The organism is Roseiconus nitratireducens (assembly GCF_008629675.1).
GTDB classification, from domain to species: Bacteria; Planctomycetota; Planctomycetia; order Pirellulales; family Pirellulaceae; genus Stieleria; species Stieleria nitratireducens.
In genome coordinates this window covers 632,408-657,232 of record NZ_VWOX01000001.1, presented here as the reverse complement: position 1 = coordinate 657,232, position 24,825 = coordinate 632,408, and the positions used below count along the sequence as shown (strand labels likewise).

Annotated in this window: 11 protein-coding genes and 1 tRNA gene; 3 read left to right on the top strand and 9 right to left on the bottom strand. The window is 61.0% G+C overall.

All coding sequences use genetic code 11. The features are described 5' to 3' along the window. Positions 1–467: 467 nt before the first annotated feature. Positions 468–11,039, top strand: a complete 10,572-nt coding sequence (locus FYK55_RS02120; protein ID WP_161604257.1) for a Calx-beta domain-containing protein — start codon at positions 468–470, stop codon at positions 11,037–11,039. 176 nt (positions 11,040–11,215) lie between these two features. After that, positions 11,216–12,742, top strand: coding sequence for a sulfatase-like hydrolase/transferase (locus tag FYK55_RS02115; protein ID WP_150074353.1), 1,527 nt, complete (start codon positions 11,216–11,218; stop codon positions 12,740–12,742). Between the two features lie 15 nt (positions 12,743–12,757). Here the strand turns inward: FYK55_RS02115 and FYK55_RS02110 are convergent, their stop codons facing one another. Then, on the bottom strand, positions 12,758–13,813 hold the full coding sequence (locus FYK55_RS02110) for a MauE/DoxX family redox-associated membrane protein (RefSeq protein ID WP_150074351.1): 1,056 nt from the start codon (positions 13,811–13,813) through the stop codon (positions 12,758–12,760). A 505-nt stretch (positions 13,814–14,318) separates the two neighbouring features. On the opposite strand from FYK55_RS02110, the gene FYK55_RS02105 reads away from it, so the two are divergent. Continuing rightward, positions 14,319–14,391 (top strand) — tRNA-Arg (locus FYK55_RS02105). Here the strand turns inward: FYK55_RS02105 and FYK55_RS02100 are convergent. The 8 genes from FYK55_RS02100 to FYK55_RS02065 form a co-directional block, all read right to left on the bottom strand. Continuing rightward, a complete protein-coding gene (locus FYK55_RS02100) occupies positions 14,360–14,608 on the bottom strand; it encodes a hypothetical protein (protein WP_150074349.1) in 249 nt (82 codons plus the stop codon). The two genes, FYK55_RS02105 and FYK55_RS02100, sit on opposite strands and share 32 nt — an antisense overlap. Before the next feature lie 149 nt (positions 14,609–14,757). Beyond that, positions 14,758–15,987: a DUF1559 domain-containing protein gene (locus FYK55_RS02095; RefSeq protein ID WP_150074347.1), complete on the bottom strand. Its 1,230-nt coding sequence runs from the start codon at positions 15,985–15,987 to the stop codon at positions 14,758–14,760. A 178-nt stretch (positions 15,988–16,165) separates the two neighbouring features. Then, positions 16,166–16,399: a hypothetical protein gene (locus tag FYK55_RS02090; RefSeq protein ID WP_150074346.1), complete on the bottom strand. Its 234-nt coding sequence runs from the start codon at positions 16,397–16,399 to the stop codon at positions 16,166–16,168. A 324-nt stretch (positions 16,400–16,723) separates the two neighbouring features. Then, complete coding sequence (locus FYK55_RS02085; protein WP_150074344.1) at positions 16,724–18,436, bottom strand: Na+/H+ antiporter NhaC family protein; 1,713 nt, start codon at positions 18,434–18,436, stop codon at positions 16,724–16,726. 33 nt (positions 18,437–18,469) lie between these two features. Next, positions 18,470–20,608, bottom strand: a complete 2,139-nt coding sequence (locus FYK55_RS02080) for a serine hydrolase (RefSeq protein ID WP_150074343.1) — start codon at positions 20,606–20,608, stop codon at positions 18,470–18,472. 73 nt (positions 20,609–20,681) lie between these two features. After that, positions 20,682–22,334, bottom strand: a complete 1,653-nt coding sequence (locus FYK55_RS02075) for an N-acyl-D-amino-acid deacylase family protein (RefSeq protein WP_150074342.1) — start codon at positions 22,332–22,334, stop codon at positions 20,682–20,684. A 118-nt stretch (positions 22,335–22,452) separates the two neighbouring features. Further along, the gene (locus FYK55_RS02070) at positions 22,453–23,550 is read right to left on the bottom strand and encodes a dihydrodipicolinate synthase family protein (protein WP_150074340.1); all 1,098 of its coding nucleotides are present in this window, start codon (positions 23,548–23,550) and stop codon (positions 22,453–22,455) included. Continuing rightward, positions 23,537–24,583 (bottom strand): NAD-dependent epimerase/dehydratase family protein, encoded by a 1,047-nt coding sequence (locus tag FYK55_RS02065; protein ID WP_150074338.1) that lies wholly within the window; start codon positions 24,581–24,583, stop codon positions 23,537–23,539. The genes FYK55_RS02070 and FYK55_RS02065 overlap by 14 nt, the downstream gene beginning before the upstream one ends. Between the last annotated feature and the right edge of the window lie 242 nt (positions 24,584–24,825).

The window sequence follows — 24,825 nt, the reverse complement described above, 5'->3', positions numbered from 1 at the left end:
CGGCGCCATGAATTTCAGCTGGTTTTTGAGCCACCCTCCCCAAAGGCTCGTGCCTCGCCTTTGACCCTCCCGGAGGGAGGATGAAGTCTATTTCCGAGTATTCGCACCGCCCATACTGGACACTGGTGCACACCCCTCGTCCGGGCCGCCTGGGTATGTTTTCGGACGTCCAGAAAGTCCATCACGGGACCATAATGAGGCTTAAACCGGGAAAAAACGGTTGCAAGGGTCCTGAGCTTTCCCCACCAGCAGTAGTGGTCAAATATACTCCGACGCGATGATCTTGGATCTCGCCTCCGGGGCACTGCGAGTAGAAGCACGTTTCCGGGTGCGAGAGCACACACCGACAACTCGGATACGAAACTTCTCTGCGAGGCGGTAAGGCGATGGCAATTCGGAAGTCTCTGTGGTCTTGGAACGCACCGACGAAACGAGCCAACAAGCGTCGGGCGACGAAACGGCGACGCGTGACTCAGCGACAACGCCGCTTGTCACTGACCGAAAAGCTTGAAGATCGTTGTCTGCTGGCCGGCGATTTGGACCCCGCCTTCGGCAACGGCGGGATCGTGTCCACCGAGTTCAATGCCAATCCAAACGCCTCCGAACAGTTCGAAGACGTCGCGGTCGACGCCCAAGGCCGGGTGATCGGCGTCGGGATCGGCAACAACGTCATCCGCTACAACGCCGACGGATCGATCGACACCACGTTCGGCGAGAACGGAATTGCCAAGGCCGGCGGCATCGCAACCGCGGTGGCCGTTCAGGACGACGGCAGGATCGTCGTCGCGGGAACACAGGTCGTTGCCAACACGGTACACGGCACGGTCACGCGTCTGCTCGCCGACGGATCTCCGGACCTGTCATTCGATGGCGACGGAACCTTGCTCATGGACGTCTCGCTCACGCGCGTGCGGACCGAAGCCGTCGTCGTCGGTGCAGACGGCAAGATCTCCGTGGTCGGCACGGGACGCGATTTCGCGACCAACGCCTACGAGTTTGTCGCGGGGCGTTATCTGTCCGACGGATCGCCCGACACGACCTTTGGTGGCGACGGCACCGTGGAAACGGATGTGTCCTCTGGGGCTGAAGCGGTCCGTGATGCGGCATTGCAAGCCGACGGACGCCTTGTGGTCGTCGGATACACCGGCGACTTCAATGCCGAAGACCTGGCGGTCGTCCGTTACGATACCGATGGTTCACTCGATTCGAGCTTCTCCGGTGATGGGATCTATGTCGACGACCTGAGCGGCTCTGGATTCCGGGACTGGGCCAACGGCGTCGCCATTCAAAACGATGGCAAGATCGTCGTCGCGGGGGAGACAATCATTGGCGGACAAAGTGACATCGCCGTGCTCCGCCTCAACGCGAACGGAACACTGGACTCGACTTTCGGCTCCTTCGGCTTGGTAACCACTGACGTCTCGTTCGACAATGACGCCGGAAATGACGTCGCGATTCAGAGCGATGGCACGATCGTGGTCGCTGGGTCTTCGCTGCCGAGCGGATCCTTTGCGAGCACACGCATGGCGGTCGCCCAATACAATAGTGCCGGATCGCTGCAGAGCACACAAACGATCGATATTCAGTTTCGCGATGACGAAGCACTGGCGGTCGCTCTGTCCGGTGACAAGATTGTTCTGGGCGGCCGGGCCAGCGAAGACGGAACCTCATTCGGCTTGGACTCGGACGCAGCCGTGGTTCGATTGAATGCCAATTTATCGCTCGACACCACCTTCGATTCCGACGGCATCGTCACCACCGCTTTAAATCATTCCAACGACCGCGGGCGAGACATTGAGGTTTTGCCTGACGGATCTATCGTGGCCGTCGGAACCAGCCAGGGTGATTTTGCGATCGCAAAGTATCTTCCCGACGGAACACCGGACCCAAGCTTTTCCGGTGACGGTCAGGCAATCACCGCGTTCCAGACCGAGGCTATTGCAACCGGTGTCGCGGTCGATGGCATCGGTCGGATCATCACCGTCGGAAGAGGCAATAACGCGATCGCGTTGACACGCCACAATCCCGACGGGTCGCTCGATACCACATTTCATTTTGACGGTCGCTTTACTTTTCCCGTCGGCAATTCCGAATCCATCGCCCAGGATGTCATCATCCAACCCGATGGAAAAATCGTCGTGTTGACCCACCCGCAGGAAAATGTCTCTGACATAAAGTTTGTTCTGACCCGGCACAACGAAGACGGATCTTTCGATACGACCTTTGGGGTAAACGGCCGCGTCGACATTGACTTCGGTGATCCGCTGACACATGGTGTTGACGACTTGGCGTACGACCTCCAACTGCAAAGCGATGGAAAAATCGTGGCCGTCGGCGCTACCGAGTACGGATTCACCCCATCCACAGCCCCGAACTTTGCCGTTGCGCGGGTCAATCCGGACGGGTCCCTGGATTCCCAATTCGGACTTGGGGGACTGGTCAGCACCGACTTCGCATTGACCATGGACTATGCGCAAGCGGTGCACGTTCAGGACGACGGAAAAATCCTTGTCGGTGGCGGTGCCCAGGATTCGCTCGGTTTTGATTATGCGATTGCCCGTTACAACAGCGATGGAACACTTGATGCGACCTTCGGCAGCGACGGCTTGGTTCTCACGGATCTCGGCGCTCAAGTTTCTGTGATCCAGGGAATCGCGCAACTTCCAAGTGGGAAGATCATCGCGACCGGCTATACGAACCCCGGCGGCGTCGTTAGCCTGGGCACCGTGCTCTACAACGCGGACGGCAGCGTCGATACGAACTTCGGCGACGCGGGCAGACACATCTCCAACTTCGGAGGCTCGGAAGCCTATGGCTACGGGCTGGCAGTACAGGGCGGCAATGCCGTCGTCACCGGCGAAATCATCGACGGCGGCACGTTCAACTTCCTGACCGCACGCTACGCGACCGCCGAGGCCGTATCGAAATTGACGGTGGAAATTGACAGCGGTCAGATCGTCGAATCGGCCGGCAGCAACGCCGCAACGGCGACCATCACCCGCAGTGGATCAACGGCAGGTGATCTTGAGGTCACGCTTTCGACCAGCGACGCGGGCGAAGCCACGCTCCCGGCAACGGTGACCATCCCCGACGGCCAATCGTCGACCACCGTTGCGATTTCCGCGGTGAATGACGACCTGTTTGATGGAATTCAGACCGTCACGTTCGGTGCAATAGCCGATGGCTACCTGGCCGGTTCGACGACCGTGGACGTGTTGGACGACGACGCGCCGGCGATCTCGCTATCCATCACCCCGGCCAGCATCGACGAAGATGCCGGACCCGCGGTCGGCACGCTACAACGCAACGACGAAGACCTGTCGCAACCGTTGGAAGTCGCCCTGACCAGCTCGGATCCTTCCAAAGCAACGGTCCCCGCCACGGTAACCATTCCAACCGGCCAGTCATCGGTCGACTTCTTCGTCACAGTGATTGATGACTCGATCGCCGACGGCGACGATGTGGTGACGATCTCGGCCGCCGAGTCCGTGAACGGATCGGTTGTCCTGGACACCACGTTTGACTCCGACGGGCGAAGGGACACGACGTTGCTAGCTCGCTCAAGCGCCTCGCGGCCGGACCTGTATATCCTTCCTGATGGCAGCGTTCTGGCGACCAGCGAGGACGGAACGTCCACGACCAACGCCTGGCAATTGGTCAAGCACAATGCCAACGGTTCCCGGGACACCACGTTCGGAACCAACGGCAGGGTCGTCCTCGACGTTGGAGTCGGCGGCTCGGGTGGAGCTGGTTTTTCGCGTTCGATCACGGTTCAAACGGATGGCAAGATTCTTGTCACCGGTCGCGGGAAGGGAACCAATGACATTCACGAGGATCTGCTGCTGGCGCGGTACAACGCCGACGGATCCCCGGATACGTCCTTCGCAACGGCGGGCGTCCTGCGAGTCGAAACGATCGGCGGTTTCGATGAAGGGGAGAACGTGTTGGTTCAGTCCAACGGCAAGATCGTGGTCGTCGGCATCTCCGACCAGCATGCCTACGTGGGCCGATTCCTATCGGACGGCACATCCGATCCATCGTTCGGCAGTGGCGGGCAAGCACTCTTTTCGTTTGACTCGATGGGAATCGCGCGTGACGCGTTATTGCTGAACGATGACAAGATCGTAATCTTCGGCTCCTCACCGACGTTTGACAGGAACCTGGTCATGGTCACGCAACTGACCAGCGACGGCGCCGCCGACTCGACGTTTGGAAACAATGGTCGCGCCACAATCAGTTTTCCGGGAGACCTGGTCACGCCGGCCGCGATCGAACGCCAGCCGGACGGTAAGCTCTTGGTCGGCGCAACGGTCTCGTTCGGCACCGGTTTTGATGAACAGTTTGCCGCGGCGAGATTCAATGCCGACGGAACGGTGGACGATACGTTTGGCGATGGCGGCACGTTCATTGACCTCGACCCGCAAACCCGTGGAACCGTCAAAGATCTGATCTACCAATCGCCCGGCCGCATTTTGCTAGCCGGCGAAGGCTGGATGGCGAATACAACAACCGGATCGTCGCACACCCTGCTCGGCTTGAAAATGGACGGTTCGGTCGATTCGTCCTTCGGAGACAATGGTTTTTGGTACGACGTTCCCCACTCGTCCACCTTCGAAGCCCTCGAGGTTGCAAAGTTTGACAATCGGGGGCGGCTGGTGGCCATCGGTGGCTACGCCAACGACGTGGATTTGATGCGAATGAACATCGCATCGGCACCCCGAACGGCAAGCGACACGTTAACGATCCTGGAGGATGACGCTCCTTCATTGACGGTCACCATCAATCGGGATTCTGTCTCGGAAGGTGCCGCACCGGGAACAGCCACCGCTACGGTGACTCGTGGCGGCGACACGTCCGGCGCCCTGACCGTCAACCTGGTCAGCAGCGACACGGGGGCCATCACGGTTCCGAGTTCCGTCACCATTGGTGCCGGTCAATCGTCCGCCACGATCGATCTGGGCGTCGTCGATGATTCGATCGTCGATGGGACTCAGAATGCCGTCATCACCGCTTCGGCGTCGGGGTTCCAGTCTGGCAACGACAACATCGATGTCACCGACGACGATTTCGCCGGCGTCACGATCGATCCCAAAGGAAGCCCGACGACATCAGAGTCGGGAGGACAGTCGATCTACGATGTGGTGCTGACCTCGCAGCCCACCCATCCGGTGACGATGCGGATCGCCACCAGCGACGGCACGGAAGGCGTGCCGCTGGTCTCGTCGATCACGTTCACGCCCGATGACTGGGACGTCCCTCAAACGGTCACGATCGAAGGTGTTGACGACCCACTGGTGGATGGCGACATCGTCTACACCATTTACAACGCCAACACGGTCAGTGACGACCCCAACTACTCCGGTATCGACCCGGTCGATCTGACGCTGACCAACCTGGACAACGACAGCTTGAGCCTGCAGCTGACACTTGCGCAGAATTCGATCGATGAAACCGGCAGCACGGTCGCCACCATCAGCCGCAATTCGGCCGACCTCAGCTCCGCCCTCGTGGTCTCGCTCAGTTCCAGTGACACCACCGAAGCGACGGTGCCAGACACCGTGACCATTCCCGTCGGCGAATCGTCGGTCGAGTTTATCGTTTCGGCCGTCAATGACTTTCTGTTCGACGGAAACCAGGTGGTCGACATCGAAGCAACGGCGACCGCCTACACGCCCGCCAGCGTGATGCTCACGGTCACCGACAACGACAGCTTGACGCTTGGGATCTCGTTCGACGCGGATTCGATCAGCGAGAACGGGGGCACCGCAACGGGAACCGTGTCACGAAACAACGCCGATCTGAGCGCCCCCTTGGAGGTGACGTTGTCATCCAGCGACACCACCGAGGCAACGGTCCCCGAAATCGTCACGATCCCAGCCGGTGCCGCATCGGTCGATTTCACGATCACGGGCGAGGATGACATGCTCGTCGACGGACTCCAGACGGTTGCCGTGACAGCCTCAGCGAACGGTTACATGAGCGGTGTCACCACATTGAGTGTCAGTGACGACGACCAATTGAAGTTGACGCTTGAAATTGACCCCGCCTCGATTTCCGAAAACGGTGGAACGGCAACGGTCACGGTGACCCGCAATGACGCCAACCTCAGCTCGCCGCTTGTTGTGACGCTGGTCTCGTCCGATACTTCCGAAGCGACCCTGCCCACGATCGTCACGATCCCGGCCGCCGAAACCTTCACGACCGCCACGGTCACCGGAATCAACGATGACTTGGTCGACGGCACCCAGATCGTCCAGTTGACCGCGTCGGCAAGCGGCTACTCCGACGCGACCGCCAATCTGGACGTCACCGACGACGACAGCTTGCAACTGACGCTGTCGATTTCCGCGGCGTCCATTTCTGAAAACGGCAGCACCACCGGAACCGTCACTCGCAACGATGCCGACTTGAGTTCGCCGCTGGTTGTCAACCTGTCCTCGAACGACACCGGCGAAGCGACCGTGCCGGGAAGCGTCACCATTGAAGCCGGACAGAGTTCCGCCGACTTTTCCATCATGGGTGTCAACGACAACCTGGTCGATGGGACGCAAAACGTCCGTGTGACCGCGACCGCCACGGGCTACACCGGCGCCTCCGGGAACCTGGATGTCACGGACAACGAAAGCCTGCAACTGACGCTCTCGATCGACGCCGCCTCAATCTCGGAAAACGGCGGCACGGCGACCGGAACCGTCTCGCGCAACGACGCCGACCTGAGCGAGGCCTTGGTCGTCACCCTGGCATCGAACGACACCGGTGAAGCCACCGTGCCAGCAACCGTGACCATCGAAGCTGGACAAAGTTCGGCCGACTTCGCCATCACCGGCGTCAACGACGACCTGGTAGATGGGACGCAAAACGTCGATCTGACCGCGACCGCCACCGGGTACGCTGGTGCCAGTGGCAACTTGGACGTCACGGACGACGACAGCTTGCAACTGACCCTCTCGATCGACGCCGCCTCGATCTCTGAGAACGGCGGCACCGCGACCGGAACGGTCTCACGCAACGATGCCGACCTAAGCTCTCCCTTGGTCGTCACCCTGGCATCGAACGACACCGGTGAAGCGACCGTGCCAGCAACCGTCACGATCGAAGCCGGGCAGAGATCGGCCGACTTCGCCATCACCGGCGTCAACGACGACTTGGTCGATGGAACGCAGAACGTTGATCTGACTGCAACGGCCACCGGGTATGCCAACGCCAGTGGCAACTTGGACGTCACCGACGACGACAGCTTGCAACTGACGCTCTCGATCGACGCCGCCTCAATCTCGGAAAACGGCGGCAACGCAACCGGAACCGTCTCACGCAACGACGCCGACCTGAGCTCTCCCCTGGTCGTCACCCTGGCATCGAACGACACCAGTGAAGCGACCGTGCCAGCGACCGTCACGATCGAAGCCGGGCAGAGTTCCGCCGACTTCACCATTGCCGGCGTCAACGACGACCTGGTCGATGGGACGCAGAACGTCAACCTGTCCGCGACCGCGGCGGGATACGCCGGCGCGAGTGGCAACGTGAGTGTCACCGACGACGACGGATTGCAATTGACACTGACCATCGCTCCCGAATCGATATCCGAGAATGGCGGCACGGCGACCGGAACGGTCTCGCGCAACGACTCGGACCTGAGCCTTCCCCTGACGGTCTTGTTGTCATCCAACGATACGACCGAAGCCACCGTCCCAACCATGGTGACGATCCCGGCCGACGCCGCATCGGTCGATTTCACGATCACCGGCGTCGATGACATGATCGTTGACGGAGATCAAAGCGTGGCGATCACCACCTCGGCAACCGGATACCAGAACGGCGCCGAGACGCTGAATGTCAGCGACGACGACCAGTTGAAACTGATGCTCAGCATTGATCCCAGCTCGATTTCCGAAGGTGGAGGCAACGCGACCGGCATCGTGACCCGCAACGATGGCGACCTGAGCGCACCGCTCGTCGTGACGCTAAGTTCTTCGGACGTCAGCGAGGCCACGGTACAAGCCACCGTGACCATTGAAGTCGGAAAGGCGTCGGCCAGCTTTGACATCCATGCGGTCGAGGACTTGCTGGCAGACGGAACACAAACCGTGACCGTCTCCGCGACGGCAGGCACACATGACTCCGCCAGCGCCGTGGTGGAAGTGACTGACAACGATCTTCCACAACTCCAGCTGAGTGTCACCCCCGGCTCGATTTCCGAGAACGGCGGGACTGCGACGGGAACCGTTTCCCGCAACGACGCCGACTTGAGCTCCGCGTTGGTGGTCACGCTGGTGTCCAACGACACGGGTGAAGCGACCGTCCCGGCAACGGTCACGATCGAAGCGGGACAAAGCTCCGCCGACTTCGCCATCACCGGAATCAACGACGACCTGGTCGATGGAACGCAAAACGTTGTCCTGACCGCCACGGCCACCGGGTATGCCGGTGCCAGCGGCGCGTTGGATGTCACCGACGACGACAGCTTGCAACTGACCCTGTCGATCGACCCCAGCACGATCTCTGAAAGCGGTGGAACAGCGACGGGGACCGTTTCACGCAACGATGCGGACTTGAGCTCCGCGTTGGTGGTCACCCTGGCTTCCAACGACACCGGTGAAGCGACCGTCCCGGCAACTGTCACCATCGAAGCGGGACAAAGCTCCGCCGATTTCGCCATCACCGGCATCAATGACGACTTAGTCGATGGGACGCAGAATGTGGGCCTGTCCGCCACGGCAACCGGGTATGCCGGTGCCAGCGGCAACCTGGACGTCACAGACGACGACAGCTTGCAACTGACCCTGTCGATCGATCCCGCTTCGATCTCCGAAAACGGCGGAACAGCGACGGGGACCGTTTCCCGCAACGACGGCGACTTGAGCTCCGCGTTGGTGGTCACGCTGGCTTCCAATGACACCGGTGAAGCGACCGTCCCCGCAACGGTCACGATCGAAGCCGGACAAAGTTCGGCCGATTTCGCCATCACCGGAGTCAACGACGACCTGGTCGACGGGACGCAAAACGTCGACCTGACCGCCACGGCCACTGGGTATGCCGGTGCCAGCGGCAACCTCGATGTCACCGATGACGACAGCTTGCAACTGACCCTGTCGATCGATCCCGCTTCGATTTCCGAAAATGGCGGGACTGCGACGGGGACCGTTTACCGCAACGACGGCGACTTGAGCTCCGCGTTGGTGGTCACGCTGGCTTCCAATGACACCGGTGAAGCGACCGTCCCGGCAACGGTCACGATCGAAGCCGGACAAAGTTCGGCGGACTTCTCTATCACCGGCATCAACGACGACCTGGTCGACGGAACGCAGAATGTTGAACTGACCGCAACGGCAACCGACTATGCCGGCAACACGGGCGCGTTGGACGTCACCGACGACGACAGCTTGCAGCTGACCCTTTCGATCGACGCCGCTTCGATTTCCGAAAATGGCGGGACTGCGACGGGGACCGTTTCCCGCAACGACGCCGACTTGAGCTCCGTGTTGGTGGTCACGCTGGTGTCCAACGACACGGGTGAAGCGACCGTCCCGGCAACGGTCACGATCGAAGCGGGACAAAGCTCCGCCGACTTCGCCATCACCGGAGTCAACGACGACCTGGTCGATGGAACGCAAAACGTTGACCTGACCGCCACGGCCACCGGGTATGCCGGTGCCAGCGGCGCGTTGGATGTCGCCGACGACGACAGCTTGCAACTGACGCTCTCGATCGCCCCCACCACGATCTCCGAAAACGGCGGAACAGCGACGGGGACCGTTTCCCGCAACGATGCCGACTTGAGCTCCGCGTTGGTGGTCACGCTGGTGTCCAACGACACCGGTGAAGCGACCGTCCCGGCAACGGTCACCATCGAAGCAGGACAAAGTTCGGCCGACTTCACCATCGACGGCGTCAACGATGACCTGGTCGACGGGACGCAAAGCGTCCAGTTGGCTGCCACGGCCACAGGATACGTCGGTGCCAGCAGCAACCTGGATGTCACCAACGACGATGTTCCGACGGGCAACACCGCTCCCGAGATTACTTCCCTCGATGCCGGCGGAATCAGTGAGAACGGAACACCGATTCAGCTGAGCGGCGAATTCTTCGATCCGGATCTCAACGACACCCACACGATCGTGGTTTCCTGGGGTGATGGGGTCACGGAGCAACTGGCCACGGCAGTGGTCCAGCAGCAGGACGATTCCTTCCTGGCCGGACACGTTTATGCGACCGGTGGCATTTACACCATCACCGTGACCGTCATCGACGCGCAAGGAGAAAGTGACACCGCAACGGCTCAGGGGATGGTCAGCGGTTATCAAGTGACAGAAGACGGACAATTGCAGTTCGTCGGAAGCGGCGAGACGGACCAGATCGTCGTCAGCCATCATCCTCGCAAGGGCATGAGCGTCAGCGCCCGGATGGGTCAAGGAAACGGTCAGCAAAAGTTCAATTTGGAACTGGACAACGTGACCGAAATCATCGCTATGCTCGGCGACGGAGATGACCACCTGATCGTCAATCCGAACGTCACGATTCCCGTGATTGGCTATGGCGGGGCGGGCGACGACCATCTTTGGGGTGGCCAGGGAGACGATTACTTGGTCGGCGGTCCGGGCAACGACAATTTGGATGGACGTACTGGAAACGACATCCTCTTGGGAGGTGAAGGCGACGACCAGATCAAGGGCGGAGCGGGACAGAACCTGTTGATCGGCGGACTGGGTTCCGACCTTCTGTTGGCCAACCGCAACGATCCCGGCGATATTCTGGTCGGCGGCTCCACGACCTTGGATCAAGATTCGACGCAACTGCGGCAGCTGCTCCAAACCGGCTGGATCGATCGATTCGCCGCATCCGACGACTACGATTCGATCGTCGACGACCTGGCTGACACGTGGCTGCGTGTCGGAGAAACAGTCTTTGATGACGGCGCGACGGATCAGTTGGGTGGTCACCACCGTGCCCAGGACGCTTTCTTTGCAACCTTGGACCCGGGAGCCCCCGCAGCGGATGAACTTTCCGGTGACCTGGATGACCGCGTGATCGAGTTATTCTGAAACGTTTGAATTCTTTTCGGGAACGCAGTTGCCGGTCCCGGCCGGCAATGCGTGCCGGGCGGAATCCGATTGGGGCATGAAGTCGAACTGCCCATTCAGAGGGGCGTGCCCGACACGGTGCGGCTCCGCTAAAGTCAGGCGGCAAACCTCAAACGTCCCGCAGAAGGAATTTCACCATGTCAGTGTTTCCGAATCGGATTCATCACCGCCGTCGGCCTCGGCCCCAAGATCGATCGCGACGGAACGTCTTGGCGATTGTCGTTGCGGCCATCGCGGTGATCTGGTTGCAGACGCTGCCGGTTCGGGCTGAACCAGCCGATCGGCCCAATATCCTGCTGATCCTGGCGGATGACATGGGGTACGGTGATCTGGGGTGCATGGGCAGCCAGACGTTGCGAACACCCCATCTGGATGCCTTGGCCGCCGACGGCGTGTTGTGCACGCGAGCCTACGTCGCCAGCGCCGTGTGTTCTCCGTCGCGGGCCGGGCTGCTGACCGGGCGAGACCCGCGCCGCTTCGGCTACGAAGGCAATTTGAATGCGTCGGCCAGCAACTATGCGACGCGTCCGGAACTGCTGGGACTTCCACCGAACGAACACACCCTTGGTGACCATCTTCGTGCCGCCGGCTATGCCACCGGAATCGTTGGCAAATGGCATCTGGGCGTGGGGCAGGGCTTTCACCCCAACGAGCGAGGCTTTGATTACTTTTGCGGGATGTTGGGCGGCAGCCATCATTACTTCCCCGCCACGATGAAGCATTCCATCGAGCGGAACGGGATACGTGTCAAAGAGTTCTCCAGTGACTACCTGACGGACTTCTTTACCGACGAAGGCATTCGATTCATCAATCAGCGGTCGAACGATGCACCCGATCAACCCTGGTTTCTGTACATGTCGTACAACGCGCCGCACACTCCCATGCAGGCGCTACCAGCGGACTTGGCAAAGTTTGAATCGATCGAAGACGAGAAACGTCGTACGTATGCTGCGATGATGTTTGCACTTGATCGCGGTGTCGGCCGTCTGATGGAACATCTGCGAGCGACCGACCAGGATCGCAACACCTTGGTCGTGTTCTTTTCCGACAATGGTGGTGCTACAAACAATGCCAGTTGGAACGGCCCCCTGCGAGGCGTGAAAGGATGCCTGCGTGAAGGAGGAATTCGGGTTCCGATGATCTGGAGTTGGCCCGACCGATTTCCCTCCGGCACCACCTCCGATGCCGTGATGAGTTCATTGGATTTGCTGCCGACCTTCTTGGCGGCCGCGGAACGAGACCCGCTGCCCTTGGCCGAGCCGATGTCTCACGAAGACGCGCGCAATCGGCGAAGGATGCTTGCCCTGATGGGCCCCTACGACGGAACAAATCTCTTGCCGCAGCTTGGCGGCCAGCCCGAGGGCACGTCACGCACGTTGTTCTGGCGATTGCAAGGCCAAGCCGCGGTGCTCCAGGGTTCGGAAAAACTGATTCGCCTGTCACATCGTCCGGCCCAATTGTTTCGCCTGGGCACGGATGCGGGGGAATCACAGGACTTGGCGGCCGCGCAACTTGACCGGACCAAGGCTCTGTTTGAATTGCTGGGCGAATGGGAATCGAAGCTTCCAACGGTTCCCCTGTGGGGCTCTTCGCCCTACTGGTCCGGCGATTCTGCCAAGCACTACGACGGCTGGGCGCCCCGAAAGGAACCTGAAACGGATTGATCAACGCCGATTCCGTCAGGGGCTGCCGATCCAATACTCTCGGTTCTGCCGCCAGAGTTCGTCGCGCCCCAGGGCAAAGGACTGCTGGCGATGACCGCTCCAGCGATCGGAGACGCCTTTGATCGTCGCGCGGATCGCGTCTTGCAATTTGTATCGGTCAGCGATTCTCAAACCGAGCTGAAGCTGGTATCGGGCCTGTGGATACACCGGTACCCAGCGCTGATCCAAGGACAGCGATTCCAAGTCGAACCGCTGCCAGCCGTCGCCATCTTCATCATCGCGAACGTAGGTTTGCCAGGCCGCTGGCAGACGTTGCAGTGCCGATCGGTGGACCTCGAAATCGATGCGACTGTTGTGGGGGGAGTACAGCGCCCACGATGGCCAGTGGTCCCAATAGCCACGACGCTCGGTCAGGGGAGCAATCAGGGCCAGACAAACGCCCGCGTTGACAGGCCATCGTGCCCAGGCGCTGGTGTGTTTTGGTTCCAGATCCCCGCTGCCTTGGCGACGGACGAACAGGATCCACGCCTGTCCCGCTAAAACCGTGTTCCAGGTTAAGACTCCGAAGCTGTGTCCGAGCATCCAGGGCCCGAGCAAACCGATCAACGCCACGTGCATGGCGATGGCCAGTCCGCCGCCCAACCGACGCGTTGGAGGCAGCGTCAACAGGAGCGCGATGACCATTTCACCGGCCGGCAGCAGGAATGCCAATCGAGTCGCCAGCGGATCGTCCAATCCGCCAAGCGGCCGGGCAAACGCTTGCACCATGTCCTTCCCAACCGTGTGCACAAACTGAAAGTCGATCTTTCCGGCCGAGCTGTAGAAGTACACGCTGACGGCGATTGCCATGACCCACGGCCGGGCCGAACGCCAGGGCCGCGTGGCAAACAACATGGCGTACAACAGACTCTGATACGCCCACGGCTGCAAACGCTGTTGGTCCATTGCGATGGCAGTGATCAAGCCGATGGCCGTAGCCGCCCACGCCAACCGGGATCGAGGCCACGTCGTGGCGGCAAGCAAAGCGATCAACAAACCCAAGACCGCCGCGGCATCGAATCCTCGGAGCATTCCTCGCGGCGGCGACAGAGGAATCCAAGGGATCGACGGAAACAAAGTCCCGCCGGGCAAAACGCTAGCGGTCCAAAGTGGCCAGGTGACTGCTAGCAGAAGCAAACACGCGATCGCCCAATATCGCGGAAAGAACGGAGCCACGAGAGATTTTTGCGTCGGTTCCATGGGGGCTTTGCGAGGCAGAAGACACATCAGCGATCGAGCTTTGTCCGAACACCCGGCGGGACATCCTGATTCCGTCCGCATTCCGGTTCGGAGACAGGCTTTTTCCCGCCCCCAACGCTGGCCCGAAACAGTCGACAGGAATCCCGCTGCACGCGGAATCGCCCGATGCCGCGTTTGCACGGATGTCGCGTCGGATCGAAGGTTCCTGCCGCCGCCGGCGGCGGCGCTGACCGGTCGCTTCGACGATCCCTCGAAGGTACACTGCGGACGCGTCCCCTGCATCGCCATCGACCGTGAGAAACTGTCGGCGGGCTGGAGGACAACTCAGACCCGAATTGCCCGCGTAGCTCAGGGGATAGAGCGGAGCTTTCCTAAAGCTTAGGTCGCTGGTTCGAATCCAGCCGTGGGTACTACTCTGGCAGCCTTCGCGCCGATCTTCCGCTGCACCAGGTGGAAAAAAAGATGCGCAAGCTCAGATGCGCCGAGCCGCTTTCCAATCCAAAACACCGTGATTTGCAGTGCAATCAGCGGCAAGGAGTTGGCCGCCGGTTGCGGCGCGAAACCCGCGGCTTCCGTCACGCGGCTCACCCGAAGTGGCGCTGCCAGCGAGGCCTTGTTTAAAAACAAGTAGCTACGCTCGCCAGAGCGTAGCTTTCCGCCGCAATCGCGACGGCAGCTACGGGGTTTGGCGAGTTTTCAGACAGGGCCTTTTTCAGACAGGGCCTTTTTTCAGCCCGCCGCCAAGCGACGGCGGTTACAGCATTCTCGGACCGGACCTAGTTCGGGAACTCGTCGATCTGCTCGCTGTTGGCCCGGGTGCCCAAAGCGCCCCAAAGACCATAGGGGCTGGGCGAACCGGGAGACCGAGCGCCACCGCCGTTCCACCAGATGTTGCCCGCCGTCTGATCACCCGCTTCGATCGAATCGGTGATGAACAACACCGCACCGTCGCCCATCAGGATATGAGCGCCGCCTTGGTGCCGGCTGCTGGGTGAGTAGATCCCCGGTCGCCACGTCCCGGCACCCCGGCTGCAGACCGGGCTGTTGGGCGGCGTGATGGTGGTGATCCCCGTGTGCACGGCGTACCCGCTGGCCCACTTGAAACCACGCTGCGTCTGGGCACCTCCGGTAAAGGCAGCCGTCGGCAACCAGAATCGGGGGCGATCCGGATCCACTTCATTACGGCAGGAGGAAGGATTGTTGGTCAGCTGCGACGCGATCACCGCCTGGGTGGTCACGTGACGATCGCCGAGGTCGGTGTTGAACTCGCCGCCCATGACCGTGTTGGAAAGCCCGTCCAGTGTATCCCGGAACTTCATCGTCCGACGCGGAAAGAACATGCCGCGACAGCTTGAGCGTGCACGCGGAGCATGCGTGTTATTGGGCGTCCCGTTCTGGTTGATTCCGCCGGTGTTCTGATAACCGGTCGCGTCCCCGATGCAAACGCCGTAGTTGGTCCGGCCCTGCGACGGCAACCCTTCACCGGGATCACTGGGGCAGCGATAGGTCGGAACCGAAGTCATCCAGGGGTCGTAGCGGTATTGTCCCTGCTGCGACAGGTTGATGTCAGGGTTCGGCCCCATCGCGCTGAAATAGTATTGCCCGGCGGCCGAGGCTGGATCCGTCACGGCAAACTGGTTGCTGATTTGCTCCCACAACCCCTGCTGTTCAATGAAGGGGGTCAGCGGAACAAGAGAACTGAGGTTATTGATGTTGTTCCCGCCGTATTCCCCGTTGAGCGTGGTGGGAACCCGCGACTGGGGATTGTTGTTTCCATGAACAAGCGAGGTACCGCCGCGAATCGTCGGCAGTTGCTTGTACGCAGAATGGTAATTGTGCATTCCCAAACCGACCTGTTTGAGATTGTTGCTGCAGCTCATCCGCCGAGCGGCTTCGCGAGCAGCCTGGACAGCTGGCAAGAGCAGCCCGACCAGGATTCCAATGATGGCGATGACGACGAGCAATTCCACCAAGGTGAAACCGCTCCTCCGCTTGATGCGATTCATGTGATCGACCCAACGATAAAAAGGAAAAAAACAAAAACATGCTGCCGGTGACCGACGCCGAACATTCGTCGTTTCAGTCGCAGACAGTCTCGTGGCAGACAGGACGATTGCGGACCAAACTGGGCTTCGCGACGGCAATCAATGGAAATAAGGAACCGTCACCACCCCGGCAGGTCGCTCATTCGGTGTCGCCGGCGCCCGCTTCGAAAGTCGCGCTTTCGTCGGTTGGCTGATCTTCCGGCTGCTCCAAAGCATCCGGGTTCTCAGCCAAATAAGACTGAATGTCATTCGTGCTCGCCCCGACTTCCGGCTCGGATTCTGCGCATCCAGACAGGGGCGACAGGCATAAGCACAGTACGGCCGTGTGAAGGCACCCGGCAGTCAAGGTTTTCAGGTTGATGGTTCGGTACATCGCTTCGAATTGATCGCAAAGAAGAAGAAGGAAAATGATGGCACAAAAGCCGTGGGGGCTCTGGCGGACGTCGCGGAGCGACAAACAACGCTCAGCGCCGGAAAGAAACCCGACGTAAAAAAACTCTGTCGGGCTACACTAAAGCCTCGCCATATGAGGAGCCCTGTCAACCCGCCGCCAGAGGGGCACCAGAATGGGTATCCAGATTCAAGTCCGTGACGGTCGAGGGTCGCCCCGCGAGGTCAGCGAGAGATGGATGGAGAAATCCTTCGGCCGCCGATGCGGCACGGTCAGCCAACGCGCGGTCAGCCAGAGCACCGCCTGCTACCGCACCGTCGCCGCGCTTCCAATCTCCGGCCGCTTCCCGGCAAGCAGGATCACTCCCACGACCAGCACCAACTGCACGCCGACCAGCCAAGCCCATCCGATGCCCCATCCGATCGGCACGGTCCCAGCCAGAACGGCGATCGTGCCGGCCGTCAGCGCGTACGGCATTTGGGTCAGCACGTGTGCCATGTGATCGCATCCGCAGGCCTGGGACGACAGGATGGTCGTATCAGAGATTGGCGAACAGTGGTCGCCGAACACCGCACCGGAGAGCACGCTGGCGATGGTGGCAAGGACCAACGGGTGCATCAGCACGTCACCAGAAACCCCCGCTGCGGTCGGCAACGCCGTCACCAGCGGAACCGCGAGCGTCAAGGACATGGGCATCAGCAACCCCATGGTGCCGAAACTGGTCCCGGTCGAAAATGAAAGCGCAGCGGCCAACAGGAAAACAATGGTTGGGAGCAAGCGGACCACCAAGGGCACCGTCTGGTCGTCTTCGGCGGCACCCTCCGAAGCAGTGGCTCCGGATAGAATCGTTTCGGCAACAAACTGACCTGTGTACAGACGATGGTCCTGAAACTCGTAGCCTTGGCCGGCTTGTCCCTCGACGGACTTGTTGCCGGTCATCCGCGAGAGAGCCGAAGCGGCCCACAGGATGACGATCGCCGGCAACACCACCCGGATGCCTCCCCAGCAGGCCTCTTGCACTTGGGAAAGCGTCAGCAGCTTGCCCACCAAACAGATCAGGGTGATGGCAAGCAAGCCAACCAGTGCGCCGTACTGTAGCGCCAAGCTGGAATCCGCTGCGCCCAGGATGTCGCGGAGCGCCGGCGACGCCTCGGTGGCCCCGGCAAGGGCGGACCTGCCGGTAACGTACAACAACGCGATCACGACCGCGAGTGTCAGCCCGATGGGGATCGCCGCGACCAGCCACGAGGCTGACTGGTCCGGTTGCGTCGCTCGCTCGGTGGACTCTCCCGGATGCGTCGCGTGCTGATCGTCACCGGAAAGGCAATCCTGTTCGGCCGTGTGCATCGGACCAAAATCGCGTCCCAACAACGCGAGCAGGGGAACCATGATCAACGCCAGGATGGCGTAGAAGCGATACGGAACGCTGGCGATGAACAACTCCATCGCCCGCGCGGGCGAGAGGCCCTCGACGCCTTCCAAGCCTTCGGCGATGTAGTCGATTTCGATCGCGACCCAGGTCGAAAGCACGGCCAGACTGGCCATCGGCGCCGCCGTGGAATCCACCACATAGGCGAGCTTCTGACGCGAAATCTTTAGCCGGTCGCACAATGGCCGCAGCGTTCCGCCAAGCAACATCGTGTTGGCGTAGTCATCAAAAAAAATCACCATCCCCAACATCCACGTCGTCAATTGTCCGCCACGGCGTGTCTTGGCGATCGGCGTGACCAGGCGGATCAACCCCAGCATGCCGCCGCTTCGACTGATCACGCCGATCATCGCGCCCATCAGGATTGTGAAGCAAAAGATCCGCAGCTTTCCCGGATCGACGACGGTCGGCCATAAGTGGACTTCGAAAAAATCAACGACCGCTCCGACCGGATTCCCACCGTTGGTGATCAACGCACCGCAAAAGATGCCCATCAACAGCGAGACCACGGCGCGACGGCTGACCATCGCCAGGACGATCGCCACCAGGGGCGGAAGCAGGCTGACCCAACCGTAGGGATGATCTGGCACCGGACTCGTTCCGCGGCGTGCGAGGGAAGGGACTCAGTGGTTGCCTGTGACCGGGTGCGTGTTCCAACCCCAGCGGAAAAGATTCCGCGTGTCGGCGTAACGCGCATCGGACGACGAAGATCCTAAAACGACGACCACCCGCGATTGGCCACCGCGGGTCTCGACCGCGATCAGGCAGGCACCGGCCGCATCGGTCGTTCCCGTTTTCACGCCTTGGAATCCTTCAATCTTCAGCAAACGATTGGTGTTGTACCATGCCACGTTCCGACGGTAACCGCCAGCCCCGTTGACGGCCACTCCGAATTGCGGCGTCGACACGACCCGCCGGATCCGTGGCTGTTTGAAAGCGGCGACGGTTAGCCGGGCGAGATCGGCGGCGCTCGCCTGGTGGTTCGGCTCAGTCAACCCATGCGGATTGACGAAATGCGATTGCTTCATCTCCAGCCGTTGGGCAAGCTCGTTCATCGCATGCACAAACCGCGCCTCGCCGTCGACGCCCTGGAAATCGGCCGTGGGAAAGGCGGTTCGCAATCGGTCGGCCTGGTCTCCAAAATGCTCGGCCAAGGCCACCGCCGCATCATTCCCGGATGGCAGCAACAGACCGTACAGCAAATCCCCTGCGCGTACCGATTCACCGACGCGCAGTCCCGACGTTGATCCACGGGTTGCATCGGCCTGACGCGAAAAGGTCACCGTCTGGTCCCAAACGCCCGGATCGTTTGCCGCCAACTCACAAAGCACCATGGCGGTCATCAACTTGGTCGTGCTGGCCATCGGCCGGGCGACGTCGTCGTGGTCTCCCGCCAATCGTTCCCCGCTCTCAACATCGACCAGCGTCCAAGCCTTCGCCGTGACGAACGGCACGCCCTGGGGTGGATCCGCCGGGCGTTTGTCCGGCCACTGATGGTTGATCACGTCGGGCGCCGGGACCGGCTGGGCGCGTTCGATCAGCGTCCCCAGCGCGGCATAAGTGGCGGCGTCAACGACGCCGCTGGGATCCAACTGTTGAGAACGCTGGAAGCTGATCACCGCGGACTCCGTCAGTGGTCCGAAGTCTCCGTCAATCGACAATTCCGGCGAAGGCTGCAGGCGTTCGTTCAACGTCCGCTGAACCGCTTCGACCAGTTGTCCGTGCGCCCCCAATCGCAACGGTGCGGACTCCTCCGGTTCCTCGACTGGAAGCGTTCGTCCATAGAGTGAATCGTAGGCGGCTCGCGCGATCTCGGAAATCAACTTGTCCGCCGCGTTGTCTTCGGTCCAACGACGGTCCTGGTTGTTCTCGGTCAGGACGCAAATCAAGAAGGCCTGACCGTCGCGAGGACCCTGCACGATCCCCGCGTCGGTTCGAACCGAGGAGACCGATCCCGTCTTGTGCGCAATGGGCGTTCCGGGGGGAAGCCCTGCCGCCAACTTGCTGCCATCATCACACGCCCGCAAATGAGCCTTCATGGCCTGGCAGGAAGCATCGCTGGCGAGCTCATCCCGGTACAACCGCTCCAACAGTGCGGCCATCTCCGCCGCCGTCGTGCTGCCCAACCCGAACCGCTTGCTCCGATCCAAATCGATCGAGGTGTCGCGACGAAACACCTTGGAATGCATCCTGGTTTGTTGCAGTCCCAAGGACGCCATCATTTCAGCCGTCCTCGCCAGACCAACCTCCTCCGCCACCAAATTGGTCGCGGTGTTGTCCGAATAGCGGATCATCAACCGAATCGCGTCCTGCAACGGCAATTGCAACCCACCGGAAAAGTGATCCGTCAGGATTCCGGACCCCGGCACTTTGTCAGCCTCTGTCAACACCAGTAGACGATTCGCCTCCAGTTCCCCCGCGTCGATCCGTCGATACGCGGTGACCATCAGGGGCAACTTGATCAAACTGGCCGTGGCCATCGGAGCATCCTGACGAAATTGAAACCGCCCCGCGCCATCGAGATTTTTGATCACCACGGCGACGTCACCGGCATGCTTGTCGACCAGGGGCTGGACGCGTTCGGCCAGTTCTTCGGAAACGGAGTCCGCAACCGAATCGGCCGCGAAACTTGTCGCCGGATGGACACCAGCCAGGATCAGCGTGATTGCCAGGATCAGCTTGGCTGCGCCCAGCAAGGATCTGGCACGGTTCCAACACCCGCGGGCCTTCGCAGAAGCATCACCGGGTTCGCTACATTTCATCGAGGGTGTCCGTCTGTGGTGGAGTGCGGATTGGTGGAGCACATGTTGGTGATGCACAGTACAGTTGCGCGCTTCAAGGAAGCGACGCCGAGGGCGTTTTTCGCACCGCCCGTCCGTTCAAGGCACCGGTTGCCCGCCCCCGCTCGATTGCCGGCATCCCGTTTACAAAAACATATTGCAATCCATCGCTGTACTGATGCGGCTGCACGAAGGTGGCCCGATCGATGAACTGCTGAGCGTCAAAAACGGCGACGTCAGCAAAGTAACCTGGACGCAGGTAGCCCCGATCTTCGATTCCCAGAATCTCCGCCGGCAACCCTGTGGCGCTGTGGATCGCGGCCGCCATCGAGATCACGTTTTCACGGTTGGCGTAGTAACCGATCCGTCTGGGAAAGGTTCCATAGTTCCTGGGATGGGGGACCGACGCGGTGGGCAGCTTTGCTGAACCGTCCGAGGCCGTGGCGACCCAAGGTTGCTGCATGACAAACCGCACGTCCGCCTCATTGATACTGTGGTTGACCACGGCAGCACCGCCGTCCCGTTCGATTTGCAGCACCAACGCCAACGGTTCGATCCCCAACTCGGCAGCGATCTCGTCCAGTCGACGTCCGGCCCACTCCGGGTGCTGCTCGCAAGCGGCGATCTGAATTCGGTGACCGTTGTCAGTGATGTCCAGTTTCCGCCGGATGGCGTCGGTAATCTGTGTCGATTGGTCGTCACCACGATCGATGCGGGCGATCATCTTGTCGCGTCCGCCGGACCGCGCCCACGCCGGGATACACGTCGCCCCCAGTGACGTGCTGGATGCCGTGTAAGGATACTGATCCGCGGTGATGATACGGCCTGCGGCGCGTTGTTCCTTGATGATCGCAACGGCTCTCCGCACCAGGCCCCAGGCATCTTGCCCGGACGATTTGAAATGCGAAATGTGCACCGGAAGGTTCGCCCGCTTGCCGATCTCGATCGCTTCACCAACCGATTGGAGCAACTCGGCCCCTTCGTTGCGGATGTGGCTGACATAGATTCCGCCGTGCAGCCCGACGACTTCAGCAATCGCAACCAGTTCGTCGGTGTCCGCGTAGGAACTTGGGACGTAGATCAACCCGGTCGACATCCCCCACGCGCCATCTTTCATCGCTTGCTCGGCAAGCCCACGCATTCGATCCAACTCCTCGGCCGTCGCCGGACGCTGCTCCGAACCGATGACCTGGTCACGCAGATTCCCCTGCGGCAACAAATGCATGATGTTCGTGCCCGCACCACCTTCGTCGATGCGATCGTAGTACGCACCGACGTCGATCGGCCCGCTGCCGCAGTTGCCCGTGACCAGGGTCGTGCATCCCTGCGTCAGGTAGTTCATCGCCGAACGCGTTTCCTTTTCCAAGACTTCATCGTCACTGTGATTATGCAGATCGATGAACCCCGGGCACACGACCAGCCCCGTGCAGTCGATCACACGCCGCGGTGGAAGTTCGGGTTCGACTTGTCCGACGGCAACAATTCGATCCCCGGAGATTGCAACATCACCGCGGATGGGCGGTTGGCCATCGCCCAGATGCAACTCTCCACCGCGCAACAGCAAGTCGATCGTGACCGGGTCCTCTGCGCGGGCAACACCAATCGCGAGCAGAATCCAGGCCGCGCAACCAACCGCCGCGCGCCACACAGCCGGTTGCCGGATATTCGGCGACACAACGCCTGATTGCCAATTTGATGATTCCAGCATTCGCTCATCCGTCATGGAACATGGTGAGACCGCGAGCCGTCCCTGGAGACTGACGTCGTTGGCCAAGCTTTTAAATTCAATCAATGGTTCGGATTTCAATACAGACCGTCTCCGTCTGTCATGCCAACCAACCCTCTCGATGGTTTTCCACGAAGGAGTCGTCGATCAGGTGGGGATAGATGCGGCGGACACGCTCGATGGCGTCCTGCTGTCCCGCGGACAAACCGATGTTGGGATCCAAACACCGTGGGCTGGAAAGCAGCCCCTGGCGGTACAGCACGTACTGGATCCCGGCAATGCAACCTGCAAATCCGTTTGCGGCGTCAAACAGAGCCGCGTTGCAATCGGTCACCTGTCCGCCAAGCGTTAACAGTTCGGGGCGCAATTGGTTCGATTGGATCGCCGTCTTGCACTGCGACAGCAACCAGTGCGCACGCTGTGTCCAGCACGCCCAGTGTCCCAGCAGGCCACCGACCATGCGAACGCGTGCGTCTTTGTCGGCAACGGGAATCGCGTATTCGGTCAGCAAGTCCGACACGATCGCGTCATCGTTCCCGGTGTACAACACGACGTCGTCGCTCCGACCGGCTTCCGCGACGGCGCGGACGACGTCCAATGTCTTGTAACGGTCAAACGGAGCCAGCTTGATGCCGACCAGATTCGGGATCTGCGCGAATCGTCGCCAGAAGTCGACCGACAAGGGACGCCCTCCCACGGCCGGCTGCAAATAGAATCCGAACAATGGAATCTCTTCGGCAACCGCTTCGCAGTGCTGCAACAAACGATCGTCGTCGGCTTGCGGCAGGGCGGCCAGCGACAACAGCCCCGCGTGATAGCCAAGCTCGGCAGCCAGGCGAGCCTCCGCGACGGCCTGGGAAGTTTCACCGCAGACGCCCGCAATCCGCACGGTCTGACGCTTGGTCTGTTGGTCGGCGGCATCGATCGCTTCCGCCGTCAACTCCAAAACGGGTTGCAGCAAACCGTGCTCGGCGGCCCGGATTTCGAACTGAGTGGTGTGAACACCGACGGCAATGCCTCCCGCCCCGGCGGCATGGTAGTAGCGCGTCAGGGCTCGCTGGGAACGCGTATCCCATCGGCCCTGATCGTCCAGGGCCAGGGGGTGCGCCGGGATCACGATCCCGGCATGAAGTGCCCGCCGCACCCAGGTCGGTGGCACCGGACCCACATGCCGCCGTCGCGTTTCAGAACGCCCCATCGCGGACCTCAAAGTGTGTCGGCTTGTTCAGCAGGCGTCCGCCATGTTGCACCCAGTGAGCGGTCCAGCGAATCAACGTTTCGGTCGGGATCGCCGGAGGGCCCAGCCGTTCTCGCAACGAAGTCGAGTTGCTCAAAAAGGCCGTTTCCGACTCGCGACCGGTCAACCGCAGCGTCCGTCCCATCAGCGACGCGAAGGTTTGGGCGACTTCACGCACCGACAGGGTTTCGGGCCCGGTCAAATTCAGCGGACGTGGCGGTGATTCGGCCAGCGCCAAACTGCGGATGATGCAATCGTTGGCGTCGCCTTGCCAAATGCAATTGAAATGTCCCTGCGTGACATCGATCGGCTCTTCCGACAGCACCTTCCTTGCGATGTCGGTCAGCACGCCGTATCGGAGATCCGTGGCGTAATTCAGCCGGATCTGAGCGACGGGCGTTCCGTTCAGCCGCGAGAAGTAGTCAAAGATCCGCTCGCGTCCCACCGCGGCATTGGCATACTCACCGACGGGCCTCAACGGATCGGACTCCAGCGAACCGCCGGAGTCGACCCCTGTGAACGCATACACGTTGCCGGTCGACAGGGCCGCGATCGGGGTTTCGCCATACCGCCGCATCACATAGCTGGGCGGCAGCGTGTTGAGCGCCCAGGTGTGGGACGGGTTCTGGCCGGTACCGAATTTTGTCCCCACCAGATAGATCACGCGTTCCGCGTCAGGAAGTTTCGCGACGGACTCCGGACACAGCAGATCCGCGCCCAGCGTTTCGACGTTTCGCTCGGTCAACCATGCACGTGCAGCCTCGTCCGAGAATCGACTGACGGCGATGACGCGCGCCGTTGAGCCCGCCTGATCGATGGCGCGCTGAGCAAGAACGGCCAGGCTGGGTCCCATTTTCCCCCCGGCACCTAACACCAGCAAGTTTCCCTGAAGCTTCGATGCAAACCGAACCAACTCGGCGGAGGGCGTCGTCAGCCAATCGTCCAACTGACGCTCGTCGGTGATCACATCGGGGCAAGAACGGACTGGCGGCATCAAGTTGCATCCCTTCGGGAGGTCGAATTTGGCCCGTCATTGTAACGCGGCTAGCACGCACCAGGGAAACAAGCGGTCAGGGAATCAACAAGCGGCTTCCGTCACCGCAAGGTGGCGAGGGCGAACCCCGGAGGAGCGATCGGATCGATCAAGATCTGCCCGGATCAAGATCTGCACGTCGGGACTGCCGGCCGGGTACACTGCGTTGCGACTCGATGCAATCACCGTGATCCGTGACCGGA

Bases quoted from the DNA above. Each gene is read 5' to 3' on its own strand.
- FYK55_RS02115 (WP_150074353.1), top strand. From the start codon at position 11,216: ATGTCAGTGTTTCCGAATCGGATTCATCACCGCCGTCGGCCTCGGCCC.
- FYK55_RS02110 (WP_150074351.1), bottom strand. From the start codon at position 13,813: ATGCTCCGAGGATTCGATGCCGCGGCGGTCTTGGGTTTGTTGATCGCT.
- FYK55_RS02095 (WP_150074347.1), bottom strand. From the start codon at position 15,987: ATGAATCGCATCAAGCGGAGGAGCGGTTTCACCTTGGTGGAATTGCTC.
- FYK55_RS02090 (WP_150074346.1), bottom strand. From the start codon at position 16,399: ATGTACCGAACCATCAACCTGAAAACCTTGACTGCCGGGTGCCTTCAC.
- FYK55_RS02080 (WP_150074343.1), bottom strand. From the start codon at position 20,608: ATGAAATGTAGCGAACCCGGTGATGCTTCTGCGAAGGCCCGCGGGTGT.
- FYK55_RS02075 (WP_150074342.1), bottom strand. From the start codon at position 22,334: ATGCTGGAATCATCAAATTGGCAATCAGGCGTTGTGTCGCCGAATATC.
- FYK55_RS02070 (WP_150074340.1), bottom strand. From the start codon at position 23,550: ATGGGGCGTTCTGAAACGCGACGGCGGCATGTGGGTCCGGTGCCACCG.
- FYK55_RS02065 (WP_150074338.1), bottom strand. From the start codon at position 24,583: ATGCCGCCAGTCCGTTCTTGCCCCGATGTGATCACCGACGAGCGTCAG.